At 70.2% G+C, this 12,350-nt stretch carries 15 protein-coding genes; 10 read left to right on the top strand and 5 right to left on the bottom strand.

Annotated elements, in window-relative coordinates; translation table 11 throughout:
• Nucleotides 1-148 precede the first annotated feature (148 nt).
• From PGN25_04435 to PGN25_04405, 7 genes are all read left to right on the top strand, one after another.
• On the top strand, nt 149-592 hold the full coding sequence (locus PGN25_04435) for a hypothetical protein (protein MEH3116860.1): 444 nt from the start codon (nt 149-151) through the stop codon (nt 590-592).
• Nucleotides 593-817: 225 nt separating this feature from the next.
• Nucleotides 818-2,821 (top strand): acetyl/propionyl/methylcrotonyl-CoA carboxylase subunit alpha, encoded by a 2,004-nt coding sequence (locus PGN25_04430; GenBank protein MEH3116859.1) that lies wholly within the window; start codon nt 818-820, stop codon nt 2,819-2,821.
• 540 nt (nt 2,822-3,361) lie between these two features.
• Entirely contained in the window at nt 3,362-3,793 is a 432-nt protein-coding gene (locus PGN25_04425) for a gamma-glutamylcyclotransferase (GenBank protein ID MEH3116858.1), read from the top strand.
• Nucleotides 3,794-4,048: 255 nt separating this feature from the next.
• Nucleotides 4,049-4,183 (top strand): hypothetical protein, encoded by a 135-nt coding sequence (locus PGN25_04420; GenBank protein MEH3116857.1) that lies wholly within the window; start codon nt 4,049-4,051, stop codon nt 4,181-4,183.
• A 156-nt stretch (nt 4,184-4,339) separates the two neighbouring features.
• Entirely contained in the window at nt 4,340-4,624 is a 285-nt protein-coding gene (locus PGN25_04415) for an acylphosphatase (protein ID MEH3116856.1), read from the top strand.
• 86 nt (nt 4,625-4,710) lie between these two features.
• Nucleotides 4,711-5,424 carry a DUF599 family protein gene (locus PGN25_04410; GenBank protein ID MEH3116855.1) on the top strand — a complete coding sequence of 238 codons (714 nt, stop codon included), beginning with the start codon at nt 4,711-4,713 and terminating at the stop codon, nt 5,422-5,424.
• A complete protein-coding gene (locus PGN25_04405) occupies nt 5,414-5,689 on the top strand; it encodes a DUF3253 domain-containing protein (GenBank protein ID MEH3116854.1) in 276 nt (91 codons plus the stop codon). Before PGN25_04410 ends, PGN25_04405 begins: the two co-directional genes overlap by 11 nt.
• A 7-nt stretch (nt 5,690-5,696) precedes the next feature.
• Here PGN25_04405 and PGN25_04400 read toward each other — a convergent pair whose 3' ends face one another.
• The 4 genes from PGN25_04400 to epmA all read right to left on the bottom strand — a co-directional run bounded on the left by PGN25_04400 (nt 5,697) and on the right by epmA (nt 9,294).
• Complete coding sequence (locus tag PGN25_04400) at nt 5,697-6,494, bottom strand: YdcF family protein (GenBank protein MEH3116853.1); 798 nt, start codon at nt 6,492-6,494, stop codon at nt 5,697-5,699.
• Nucleotides 6,495-6,557: 63 nt separating this feature from the next.
• Nucleotides 6,558-7,181: a glutathione S-transferase family protein gene (locus PGN25_04395; protein MEH3116852.1), complete on the bottom strand. Its 624-nt coding sequence runs from the start codon at nt 7,179-7,181 to the stop codon at nt 6,558-6,560.
• Entirely contained in the window at nt 7,178-8,239 is a 1,062-nt protein-coding gene (locus PGN25_04390; protein MEH3116851.1) for a lysine-2,3-aminomutase-like protein, read from the bottom strand. Before PGN25_04390 ends, PGN25_04395 begins: the two co-directional genes overlap by 4 nt.
• Nucleotides 8,236-9,294 carry an EF-P lysine aminoacylase EpmA gene (gene epmA, locus PGN25_04385; GenBank protein MEH3116850.1) on the bottom strand — a complete coding sequence of 353 codons (1,059 nt, stop codon included), beginning with the start codon at nt 9,292-9,294 and terminating at the stop codon, nt 8,236-8,238. Before epmA ends, PGN25_04390 begins: the two co-directional genes overlap by 4 nt.
• 123 nt (nt 9,295-9,417) lie before the next feature.
• Here epmA and efp point away from each other — a divergent pair, with 123 nt between their 5' ends.
• Complete coding sequence (gene efp / locus PGN25_04380) at nt 9,418-9,984, top strand: elongation factor P (GenBank protein ID MEH3116849.1); 567 nt, start codon at nt 9,418-9,420, stop codon at nt 9,982-9,984.
• A 38-nt stretch (nt 9,985-10,022) separates the two neighbouring features.
• On the opposite strand, the gene PGN25_04375 is transcribed toward efp, so the two are convergent.
• On the bottom strand, nt 10,023-11,009 hold the full coding sequence (locus tag PGN25_04375) for a heparan-alpha-glucosaminide N-acetyltransferase (protein ID MEH3116848.1): 987 nt from the start codon (nt 11,007-11,009) through the stop codon (nt 10,023-10,025).
• Between the two features lie 288 nt (nt 11,010-11,297).
• On the opposite strand from PGN25_04375, the gene PGN25_04370 reads away from it, so the two are divergent.
• A complete protein-coding gene (locus PGN25_04370) occupies nt 11,298-11,837 on the top strand; it encodes a cold-shock protein (protein MEH3116847.1) in 540 nt (179 codons plus the stop codon).
• Nucleotides 11,834-12,343: a DUF192 domain-containing protein gene (locus PGN25_04365; GenBank protein MEH3116846.1), complete on the top strand. Its 510-nt coding sequence runs from the start codon at nt 11,834-11,836 to the stop codon at nt 12,341-12,343. Before PGN25_04370 ends, PGN25_04365 begins: the two co-directional genes overlap by 4 nt.
• Nucleotides 12,344-12,350: the final 7 nt, after the last annotated feature.

The following is a 12,350-nucleotide window of genomic DNA, read 5'->3' as shown; positions in this document are numbered from 1 at the left end:
AGCTTTTCGAAAGGCTCATTCGTGAGCACGCGTTTACCTGAACACGGGTTCAGATTTGGCCATTAACCTGTTTGGGCGTTGTCGGTCCGTAATGTCTGTACAGACACGGACAAACACCGGCGACATCGGGCCGGGGAGGTATCGAACCATGACGAACACTGCGCTTGAACTGTTCTGCACCCGCATCGTCGATGCCGGCTGCCTGAACCAGGACGATGTCCGCGAACTCGCCCGGGACATCCTGCCCGACGGCATCGTGGGCCGGGAAGACGCCGACCTGCTGCTGGCGCTGGACCGGGCGGTCGCCGACACCCACGAGGGCTTTTCCGCCTTCGTCACGGCGGAAGTCGTGAACTTCGCCGTCTACGGCGAGCGGCCCACCGGCATCGTCACCCGCGAGATGGCCGCTTGGCTCTCCGCCTCCATCGCCGGCCGCAAGGGCCCGACCGCGCTGGGCAGCCGCATCGCCATGGAGATCGTGCGCGAGGCCGAGACCAGCGACGAGACCCTGATCGCCTTCGCCCTGCGGGCCAGGAGCACGGCCCGCCAGCCGATCGAGATTCCCACCGGACGCCTGCCCTGCGCTGCATGATGAATTCGGTGTCGAGACCGGACATGGGCCGGATCTCGACGGAAGGGGACGGCACGGGCCGGACCGAAATCCGAATCGAGGAGCCGTCGATCGAATTTCGTCGAAGCCGGCCTTTCGGCGGGTGCGGCGCAGCTTCCGTCGCCCGCACAACTGCTTTATCGGGATGCGATCAGGCTTGCCTTCGGGAGGAGCGGGCCGGAACGGTCCCCTCGAGAAGCGGCTGCGATGTTCGAAAAAATCCTGATTGCCAACCGGGGCGAAATCGCCTGCCGTATCATCAAGACGGCCCGGAAGATGGGCATCAAGACGGTGGCCGTGTACTCCGACGCCGACCGCGATGCGGTCCACGTGGCGATGGCCGACGAGGCGGTGCATATCGGCCCGGCCCCGGCCGCGCAGTCCTATCTTCTGATCGACAGGATCATCGACGCCTGCAAGCGGACCGGCGCGCAGGCGGTCCATCCGGGCTACGGCTTCCTGTCCGAGCGCGAGGCGTTCGCGAAGGCGCTGGCGGAAGCCGGCATCGTCTTCATCGGCCCGAATCCCGGCGCCATCGCCGCGATGGGCGACAAGATCGAATCGAAGAAGGCCGCGGCCGCGGCGAAGGTCTCGACGGTGCCGGGCTTCCTCGGCGTGATCGAGAGCCCTGAGCACGCCGTGAAGATCGCCGACGAGATCGGCTATCCGGTGATGATCAAGGCGTCCGCCGGCGGCGGCGGCAAGGGCATGCGCATCGCCGAATCGGCCGACGAGGTCGCGGAGGGCTTCGCCCGCGCCAAGTCCGAGGCCTCGTCCTCCTTCGGCGACGACCGCATGTTCGTCGAGAAGTTCATCACCGATCCGCGCCACATCGAGATCCAGGTGATCGGCGACAAGCACGGCAACGTGATCTATCTCGGCGAGCGCGAGTGCTCGATCCAGCGCCGCAACCAGAAGGTCATCGAGGAGGCCCCGTCGCCGCTCCTCGACGAGGAGACCCGGCGCAGGATGGGCGAGCAGGCGGTCGCCCTCGCCAGGGCGGTGAACTACGATTCCGCCGGCACCGTCGAGTTCGTCGCCGGCCAGGACAGGTCGTTCTACTTCCTCGAAATGAACACCCGCCTGCAGGTGGAGCACCCGGTCACCGAGATGATCACCGGGCTCGACCTCGTCGAGCTGATGATCCGGGTGGCGGCCGGCGAGGCGCTGCCGCTGGCGCAGGCGGACGTGAAGCTCGACGGCTGGGCGGTGGAGAGCCGCGTCTACGCCGAGGACCCGACCCGCAACTTCCTGCCCTCCATCGGCCGGCTCACCACCTACCTGCCGCCGGCGGAGGGGGCGCTCGGCGCAGGGATCGTGCGCAACGATACCGGCGTGGAGGAGGGCGGCGAGATCGCGATCCACTACGATCCGATGATCGCCAAGCTCGTGACCTGGGCGCCGACCCGGTTGGAGGCCATCGAGGCGCAGGCGACCGCGCTCGACGCCTTCGCCATCGACGGCATCCGCCACAACATCCCCTTCCTCGCGACCCTGATGGCCCATCCGCGCTGGCGCGAGGGCCGGCTCTCGACCGGCTTCATCAAGGAGGAGTTCCCGGACGGCTTCACCGCGCCCGGGCCCGAGGGGCCGGTCGCCCTGCGGCTCGCGGCGGTGGCGGCGGCGATCGACCACAAGCTCAACATCCGCAAGCGCGGCATCTCCGGCCAGATGCGCGACCCGAGCCTGCTGACCTTCCAGCGCGAGCGCGTGGTGGTGCTCTCCGGCCAGCGCTTCGACGTCACCGTCGACACGGTCGGCCACGATCTGCTGGTGACGGCCGGGGACGGCACCGTGGTGCCGGTGCGCAGCGGCTGGCGGCCCGGCGAGCCGGTCTGGACCGGCACGGTCGGCGCCGACGCCGTGGCGATCCAGGTGCGCCCGCTGCTGAACGGCGTGTTCCTGCAGCACGCGGGCGCGGCGGCGGAAGCCCGCGTCTTCACCCGCCGCGAGGCCGACCTCGCCGCGCTGATGCCGATCAAGGAGAGCGCCGGCTCCGGCAAGCAGTTGCTCTGCCCGATGCCGGGTCTGGTCAAGCAGATCATGGTCTCGGAGGGCCAAGAGGTGAAGAACGGCGAGCCGCTCGCCATCGTCGAGGCGATGAAGATGGAGAACGTGCTGCGGGCCGAGCGCGACGGCACCGTCTCGAAGATCGCCGCCAGGGAGGGCGACAGCCTCGCGGTCGACGCGGTGATCATGGAGTTCGCCTGATCGACGCGGTGCTTCGATCTTCGCGGACCGACGCAAGACGATCCGGCGGCGCACCCTCTCCGGAGACGACGGCGCTCCGGATTGCTTGCGCCGAGCCTCGCAATGACGAAGAGGGACGCTCACACCGTTTCCGATTGATCGCTTCGGGTTTGGCCCCCCTCCGTCATCGCGAGCGGCCGCGAAGCGATCCAGGGCGCGACGGGTCCGGAAAGGGCGCGCCCTGGATCGCCACGGCTTCGCCTCGCGATGACGCAGGAGAGGCCGAAGACATCAACCGGATGTCGTCTCACACCGTCATTGCGAGCCGTCAGGCGAAGCAACCCGGAGCGCGACGAGAGCCGGAGGACACGTTCGAGCGGTCCGTCGTCTTTCGCCGCCAGTCTCGGCTCTCCCGCGCGATGACGGATCGTACCGGCCGACGACGAGCGGCCCGCATCGCCGGCTGGCAACAGAGCTTGCCTCTTCGTCGTCGCGCGGCGACAGCCAAGGCAATCCAGCCTGCCACGATTGGCAGACTCCGCTGATCGCTCCCCTCCGAACATGCCGCTCTACTTCGCCTACGGCGCCAACATGGACGCCGCCGCCATGGCCCTGCGCTGCCCGGCCTCCAGGCTGATCGGGCGCGGACGCTTGCCGCGGCACCGCTTCATCATCATGAAGGAGGGCTGGGCCTCGGTAGTGCGTGCGCCCGGCGCCACCGTCTGGGGCGTGCTGTGGGAGCTGGCGCTCTCCGACGTGCCGACGCTCGACCGCTACGAGGGCGTCGCGGGCGGCCTCTACCTGAAGGCCTGCCAGCCGATCGTCACGGAGGCGGGCGTGAAGCGGGCGCTGATCTATCTCGGCCGCAGCCAAGCCGGCGGTCTGCCGCGGCCCGGCTATCTCGAAGCCGTTCTGGCGGCGGGGCAGGCGGCGCAGTTGCCCGGTCCCTACCTTCAGGAGATTCGCGGATGGCAGCGCCGGGCTCCGGCCTGACCCGCATTTGCCGCAGGGCTCCGACAATGCCCTGGCACTGATACGATATCCAGTTGATGCGTTCGGCCTTGCGAGGCGAAGCCGTGGCAAACCGGGGCGCGCCCTTTCCGGACCCGTCGCGCCCTGGATCGCTTCGCGGCCGCTCGCGATGACGGAGGGGGGCGAAACCCGAAGCGATCAATCGGAAACGGTATGAGAGCCGGTCTGACCGGCCGACATGTCTTCGTCAGGCCACGGCAAGGCGAGAGGAAAGCCATGGCTCCCATCGGCAACTTCGTCGGCGGCGTGCTCTTCATCTCGCTGGCGTGGTACCTCACCTACCGGCCGAAAGCCGCTGCCGCGAGCCGCGCCGAGGCCACGCCGGCCCCGGCCGCGATGGCCACCCGCTAGTGCATCGTCCCGAAAGGTGGCCTCCGGCTTTCGGAAAAAGACGATGCAAGAACAAGAGTCGAGCGCATCGTCCTGGAGCCGATTTCCAAGACGATGCGCGAGAGCCGGGAGCGACAGGGCTCCCGGTTCGATCCGAACCTGGGAGCCCGGTCCGCCTTGAGCACCGATCCGACGAAAGCGATCCGCGCGGTGATCCGCGGCCGCGTTCAGGGCGTGTCCTATCGCGCCTGGACCAAGAAGCGGGCCGACAGCCACGGCGTCGCGGGCTGGGTCCGCAACCGGCCCGACCGCACCGTCGAGGCCCTGTTCTCCGGCCCGGCGGAGGCGGTCGACGCCCTGCTCGCCGAGTGCCGGCGCGGTCCCTTCGCCGCCCGGGTCGACGGCATCGACGTGACGGAAGCCGAGCCGGCCCCGGGGGCGGGTTTCGAGATCCGCGCGTAGAAACCGCCGGGGCTTGCCCGCCGGGCCTCCCGCCTGTAGCCGCCGGTCATGCGTTTCGAACCGACCGGCGAGGCGACCCCCTGACCATGTGGGACATCCGCGCCTTCTCCCCGCTCGATCTGGCGGCCCTCGTCTTCTTCGTGGCGTCCTGGGTCGGCTACAGCTTCGCCGTCCAGCGGCGGCGCGGCGCCCGGTTGAGCCTCAGCCAGATCATGAACCGGCAGCGGCACAAATGGGCCGTCCAGATGATCGCCCGCGACAACCGCGTCGTGGATACGACGATCAACGCCTCGCTCCAGAACGGCACCGCCTTCTTCGCCTCGACCTCGCTGATCGCACTCGGCTCGGTGCTGACGCTCTCGCGCTCGGGCGACGACGTGCTGAACCTGTTCTCGGCGCTGCCCTTCGGCGCGGGCACCACCCGCCAGACCTGGGAGATCAAGGTCGCCGGACTGGCGGTGGTGTTCGTCTACGCCTTCTTCAAGTTCGCCTGGGCCTACCGGCTGTTCAACTACGGCGCCATCCTGATCGGCGCGGTGCCGCCCAAGGGCTCGGGCGCCTCCGAGGCGGTGATGCTCCGCGCGGCCGAACGGGCCGGCGCCATGAACGTCGCGGCGGGCTCGCATTTCGCGAAGGGCCAGCGTGCCTTCCTGTTCGCGCTGGCCTATCTCGGCTGGTTCGTGAGTGCGCCGGTGCTGATGCTCGCCACCGCCAGCGTCGTCTGGGTGATGTGGCGGCGCCAGTTCTCGTCGCGGATCCGCGCCTTCCTGCTCGTCGAGGAGGATTCTCATGGCCGATAACCGGGCCGACGAGGCCGCGATCGAAGAAACGATGCTGCGCCTCGTGACCGAGCGCGGGGCGGACAGAACCTGCTGCCCCTCCGAGGTCGCCCGCGCGCTCGGCGGTCCGCATCCGGACGGCTGGGGGCCGCTGATGCAGCCGGTGCGCCGCGTCGCGGTGCAGCTGACCAAGGCGGGCCGCGTCCGGATCCTTCGGAAAGGCAAGCCGGTGGCCGACCCGGACGATTTCCGCGGGATCTACCGCTTGAGCCTGCCGCGGGCGTGAGCCGGCCTCAGGGCGCCGCCATCACCGCGTCGGTGTAGCCGGCGATCCTGTAGGCGATCATTCCGATCCACTCCTTCACGCCGATGTCGAGTTCCGACAGGCCGTCCGAGGCGAAGCTGGCGAAGCGGGTGGCGTCGCGGGGCCAGTTGGTGCGGTAATCCACCGGGTAGGCCACCACCGAGAAACCCGCCTTGCGGAAGCAGCCGATCGCCCGCGGCATGTGCCAGGCGGAGGTGACGAGCAGCCAGCGCTCCCCCGGCTTCGGCTGCGCCAAGCGCCCGGAGAACACGGCGTTCTCATGCGTGTTGCGCGATTGCCGTTCGAGGATCAGGCGGTCGCGCGGCACGCCGAGCGTATCGGCATATCGGCTGACGACATCGGCTTCCGAGACCGCATCCGCCCGTGTGCTGCCGGCACCGCCCGAGAAGACCAGCCGTGCCTGCGGATAGCGCCGGGCGAGGTCGCCCAGCGCGATCTCCCGCTCCCCCGCGTCGTTGACGGTGATCTGGCCGCGGCCGACGGATGTATCCGCCTCCACCGCCCCGCCGAGCACGACGATGCCGGTGACCGGCCGGTCGTCATCGGCGAAGGCGGGGAAGCGGTTCTCCAGCGGCATCAGGATCCAGGCCGAGAGCGGCGAGAGCCCGGCGACGAGCAGCCCGAGGAAGCCGGCGACGGTGAGAACGCGGCCGCAGCCCCGTCCGAACTCGGTGAACAGCAGCAGGCAGCCGAGCAGCCCGAGCAGGATCAGAAAGTTCGACGGCGTGAGGATGAAGAAGATCAGCTTCGAGAGCGGGAAGAACATCGTCTTCTTTCGTCCGGGGGCGGGCACGGCGTCCGTCACGGTCCGACCTCCGCCGGAAACGGCTCAGGTGAGCGGCAGCGACAGAACGGCCGAGGCGGCCGATCGTTTCGCGAGCGCATCGTGCCAGCGCCGGATGTTCGGCCGCTCCTCCCGCTCCAGCGGCAACTGGAACCAGCGATGCGCCGCGAGTCCCACGGCGATGTCGGCGATGGAGAAGGTCTCCCCCGCCACGTACGGCGTGTCGGCGAGGTGCCGATCGAGCAGGGCGGCGCAGCGCTCGGAATGGCCCCGCGAGGCCTCGATCACCCGCGCGTCGCGCTTGCCGGGGGCGACGCGCACGAGTTGGAGGAAGGCGTCGCGCATCGCCGGGGTGAAGGCGGTGGCCTGCCAGTCGAGCCATTGATCCACCAGCGCACGGGCGCGCGGTGCCTCCGGCAGGCCCAAGGGGCCGCCATGGGTCTGGGCGAGGTAGCGCAGGATCGCGTTCGATTCCCACAGCACGAAGCCGTCCTCTTCCAGCGTCGGCACGAGGCCGTTCGGGTTGAGCGCGCGGTAGGCCGCATCGCCGACGATGCCGTGGGCGCCGCCGGCCTCGATAGGCTCGTAGGGCAGGCCCAGCTCGTCGAGCGCCCAGAGCGCCTTCTGGACGTTGCCGGAACTCGCCCGTCCCCACAGCCTGCGTGTCATCGCTTGTCCTCGTGGTCCGTTTCGGGCGGGTAGGCGTGAACCGCGCCGTTCGGATCGGTCACCCGCCACGCGCCGCCCGATTCCTCCAGATAGCCCGGCCCCACCGGCACCTTGCCGTGACCGCCGGGGATGTCGAGCACGTAGAGCGGCTGGGCGAGGCCGGAAAGACGGCCGCGCAAGGTGCGCATCAGCGCCCGTCCCTCCGGCAGGCCGGTGCGCAGGTGGCCGGTGCCCGGTGCGAGGTCGCCGTGGTGCAGGTAGTAGGGCTTGATCCGGTTCTCGACGAAGCGGCGCATCAGGGCTTCGAGCGTCTCGGCATCGTCGTTGACGCCGCGCAGCAGCACGCTCTGGCTCACCATCGGGATGCCGGCATCGATGAGCCGCGCGATCGCCGCGCGCGCGGCCGGCGTGAACTCCCGCGGGTGGTTGGCGTGGAGCGCCACGAACACCGCGCCGGGAAATCTTTTCAGGGCCGCGACGAGCCGCTCATCCGCGCGCGCGGGCTCGACCACCGGGACGCGGGTGTGGAAGCGCAGCACGCGCACGTGCGGGATCGCGCCGAGCGCTTCGGCGATGGCGGCCAGGCGCCGGGGCGAGAGGGCGAAGGGATCGCCGCCCGTCACCACCACCTCCCAGATCTCGGGATGCTCCGCGACGTAGCGGAAGGCGCCGGCCAGTTCGGCCTCGCTCAGAGAGCCCTGGCCCTCCGGCCCCACGCGCTCGCGACGGAAGCAGAACCGGCAATAGACCGGGCAGACGTGCAGCGGCTTGAGCAGAACCCGGTCGGGATAGCGGTGGACGATGCCGGGCACCGGCGCGTGCACGTCGTCGCCGATGGGGTCGGCGCGCTCTTGCGGCTGCGTCTCCAGTTCTTCCGCCCGGGGCACGAACTGGCGGGCGATCGGATCGTCGGCGTCGCCCCGATCGATCAGTTCGGCCATGTCGGCGGTCACCGAAACGGCGTAGCGCGCCGCGACCCGCTCCAAAGCGGGCAGGGCGGCGGCCTCCGCCAGCCCGGCACGGGCCAGCGCCGCGGGGCTCTTCAGGGCGACGCTCACCGCGACCGGCCCCGAGCCACCGGCGTCCAGATCACGTCGTCGATGCGCGGCGCGCCGGTCGCCAGCATCACCAGCCGGTCGAGCCCGAGCGCGATGCCGCTCGCCTCGGGCATGACCGCGAGCGCGTCGAGAAACTCCTCGTCCACGGGATAGCGCTCGCCGTAGACGCGCACCTTCTCCGTCATCTCCGCCTCGAAGCGGCGGCGCTGCTCGGCCGGGTCGGTCAGTTCGCCGAAGGCGTTGGCGAGTTCGACGCCGCAGGCATAGAGCTCGAAGCGCTCGGCGACCCGCGGGTCGCGGGGGCTCGGCCGCGCCAGCGCCGCCTCGCTCACCGGATACTCGCACAGGATGGTGGGGCGCCCTTGCCCGAGATGCGGCTCGATCAGCCCGACGAGGACGCGGCTGAACAGGTCGGCCCAGGTGTCGTCCGGCGCGACCCGCAGGCCGCGGGTCATCACCGCGTCGGCGAGCGCGTCCCGGTCGGTGGTGCCGTCGGGCGCGATCGTGGCGAGGAGATCGATCGCGGCGTAGCGCCGAAAGGCCTCGGCCAGGGTCAGCCGCTCGAAGGGGGCGAGCGGGTCGGCCTCGCGCCCGCGGAAGGTCAGCCGCCTCGCGCCCGCCGCGTCCGCCGCCAGGGCCAGCAGCGCGGAGCAATCGGCCATCAGCGCGTCGTAGGTCTCCCCCGCCCGGTACCATTCGAGCATCGTGAACTCGGGGTGATGGAGCGCGCCCCGCTCGCGGTTGCGGAAGACGTGGGCGAGGCTGAAGAGGCGCGGCTCGCCCGCCGCCAGAAGCTTCTTGCAGGCGAATTCCGGCGAGGTGTGCAGGTAGAGCGGCTCGCGCCCGCCGTCCGGCAGGATCGCCTCCGTGGCGAAGGCCGAGAGATGCGCCTCGTTGCCGGGCGAGACCTGGAGCGCGGCGGCCTCCACCTCCACGAAGTCGTGCCGGGAGAACCACGCACGCAGGCTCGCGAGGATGCGGTTGCGGGTGAGCAGCAGGGGCCGGCGATCCGCGTGGATGCCGGGATGCCACCAGGGCGAGGTTTCGGTGCTCACGCGAAACCAGCCTCCCGCTGGCAACCGGGCCGCGGATAGGGTAGGGCCTCGCGGATGATTCCGCTCGTCCGGCCGATGCGCCGGGAAAGAGCCGCCGTTCTCGTCAAGCCAAGGTCCACGCTCGTGAAAGTGATCGCCAGTACCCTTCGCAAGGGCAACGTCGTCGAGAAGGACGGCAAGCTCTACGTCATCCTGACCGCGGAGAACATCCACCCCGGCAAGGGCACGCCGGTCACCCAGCTCGACATGCGCCGGATCACCGACGGCGTGAAGATCTCCGAGCGCTACCGCACCACCGAGCAGGTCGAGCGCGCCTTCGTCGAGGACCGCGAGCACACCTTCCTCTACCAGGACGGCGAGGGGTATCACTTCATGAACCCCGAGAACTACGAGCAGATCGCGGTTCCCGAGGACGTGATCGGCGACGCCGCCCCCTACCTCCAGGAGGGCATGGCGGTGACCCTCTCGACCCATAACGGCGTGCCGCTGGCCATCGAGCTGCCCCAGCGCGTGACCCTGGAGATCGTCGAGACCGAGCCGGTGACCAAGGGCCAGACGGCCTCCTCCTCCTACAAGCCGGCGATCCTCTCGAACGGCCTGAAGACCTCGGTGCCGCCGCACGTCACCACCGGCACCCGCGTCGTCATCATGACGGCCGACGGCTCCTACGTGGAGCGCGCCAAGGACTGAGATTTTTCCGTCCGATCGCGCATCTCCCGCCCACCGCCTCACGGCGCAGCCGCGGTGCCTTCCGCAGCCTCGTAGCAGAGCTGCGACAGGTTCTGCGCCTTCACCCGCTCCTCTCCGGAATAGGGCTTGCCCGAGCCCCACAAGCCCTCGCGGCGAAGCGCGTCGGCCGTGCAGCGGGCGGCGATGCGGCAGGCGTTCGCCTCGCCGCCGGTGCGGGTGCAGTTCGCCGCGTAGTCCTTGCGGAAGCCCGCCAGCCCCGCCTTCGGGTGCGGCCCGGTGAGCGCGACGAGGCCGGTGAACAGCGCGAGCAGCACCGGCTGGTGCACGAGGTAGACGGCGAGGCTGTGCCGCCCGGCCAAGGCCGCCCCGCGCGCGACCGCGTTCCGGGCCCTCCAGCGGGCGAGGGCCGAGCCGGCCAGCGCCGGCCGGACGAGCCGGGCGAGGACGATCCCGACCAGGACCGGCCCGAACCAGGGAAACAGCGGCACCCAATCGTTGGTGTCCGGCAGACCTCGGCCGAGGCCCAGGAAAGAGAGTTGCGGCGCGTCGAGCAGGGGATGGGCGAAGACGCGTGGCGCCAGCATCACGGCGCCCGCGGCCAGTGCCGTCACCGGGACCGGCAGGAACACGAAGGGCAATCCGAGCAGGCTCGAGACGGCGATGCAGTGCAGGATGCCGAAGAAGATGTAGCTGTGCGGAAAGGCGACGCAGGTCGCCGCCGTGATGAGGAGGGCCGCCCCGCCGATCCGCGCGAGGCGAAGCCCGAAGGGGCGCCAGCGCACGCCGTTCCCGTTGGCGAGCACGAGGCCGATCCCGACCAGCAGCAGGAACGAACCGGCGATGCCGTGGGCCGCGAGACGCCCCGGCGGCGTCAGCGCGAGGTTCTGCGGCGTGAGCTGCAGGAAGCCGAGATCCCACAGGGCGTGGTAGGCCGCCATCGCCGCGAGCGCCGCGCCGCGGGCGAGGTCGAGGGCATCGATCCGCCGGCTCGGCGCGGGCGGCAGGACGGGCGAGGAAGCAGGCATGGCCGCGCCCTACCACCCTTCCGCGGCAAGGGCGACGCTGGAAGGGCGACACTGGAAATCCGTGCGGGGCCGGGTCCGGTTCGGCCCTGCGGCTTCCACGCCATGCCGGCTGAAAAAATGCTCCCCCGCTGTGTCTCATTGCCGGTCAAACGGGCTTCCCGGGAATCGGGACTTTGTTAACGTAGGTCCGGAATTGCGCGGCGCGATTCGGCACGGGTTGCTTACATGTCGAACGATTACGAACTGAGCCCCGTCGGGTTTCGCACCGCGGGGACGCGGGACCGCGCGATGGAGAGCGAGAGCGAGCAACCGGCCGAGCTCGTGGAGATCGCCGGCCGCATCAAGTGGTTCGACGTCTCGAAAGGTTTCGGCTTCATCGTGCCGGACGACGGCGCGGCGGACGTGCTGCTGCACATCACCTGCCTGCGCCGCGACGGGCACCAAGCGGCCAGCGAGGGCGCGCGGATCGTGGTGTTGGCGGTGCAGCGCGCCCGCGGCTGGCAGGCCTTCCGGGTGATCTCGCTGGACCAGTCCACCGCCCTCCACCCCTCCGAACTGCCGGTGGCGCGCACCCACGAGAGCGTGACGCCGACGAGCGGCCTGGAGGTCGCGGTGGTGAAGTGGTTCAACCGTCTGCGCGGCTTCGGCTTCCTCAGCCGCGGCGACGGCACGCCGGACATCTTCGTCCACATGGAGACGTTGCGCCGCTACGGCATCGCCGAGCTGAAGCCGGGCGAGCAGGTGCTGGTGCGCTACGGCGACGGCTCGAAGGGTGCTATGGCGGCGGAGGTCCGCCTCGTCGACGGGGCGCTTCCGGCCTCCCACTGACGGTGACCCCCGTGCCCGTGTCCAAGCTGCTGCGTCTCTTGCTGCGTCTCTCCGCCTGCCTCGTCGTCCTGGCGGCGGGCCCGGTCTCGTCCGTCCGGGCGCAGGGAGCGGCGCCGGCCGCCCAGGCCGCGACCGAGCCGCTCGGCATCGTCGCGAAGAACGGCCGCCACCCCTTCCAGGTCGAGGTGATGCGCGACGACGCGCAGCGCGCCCGCGGCCTGATGTATCGCCGCTCGATGGCGGCCGATCACGGCATGCTGTTCGATTTCGAGCGGCCGATGCCGGTCACCATGTGGATGAAGAACACCTACCTGCCCCTCGACATGGTGTTCATCCGCTCCGACGGCACGGTCGCCCGCATCGCCGCCGATACGGAGCCGCTCTCGACCAAGGTCATCCCCTCGGGCGAACCGGTTCTCGCGGTGCTCGAACTCAACGCCGGCACCGCTGCCAAGCTCGGCATCCGCGCCGGCGACCGGGTCGAGCACGGCATGTTCAGGCGCTGACGACCGC

This window comes from Methylorubrum populi, assembly GCA_036946625.1.
GTDB classification, from domain to species: domain Bacteria; phylum Pseudomonadota; class Alphaproteobacteria; order Rhizobiales; family Beijerinckiaceae; genus Methylobacterium; species Methylobacterium populi_C.
The sequence above is the reverse complement of the archived record's forward strand: the minus strand, read 5'-3'. Positions and strand labels throughout refer to the sequence as shown.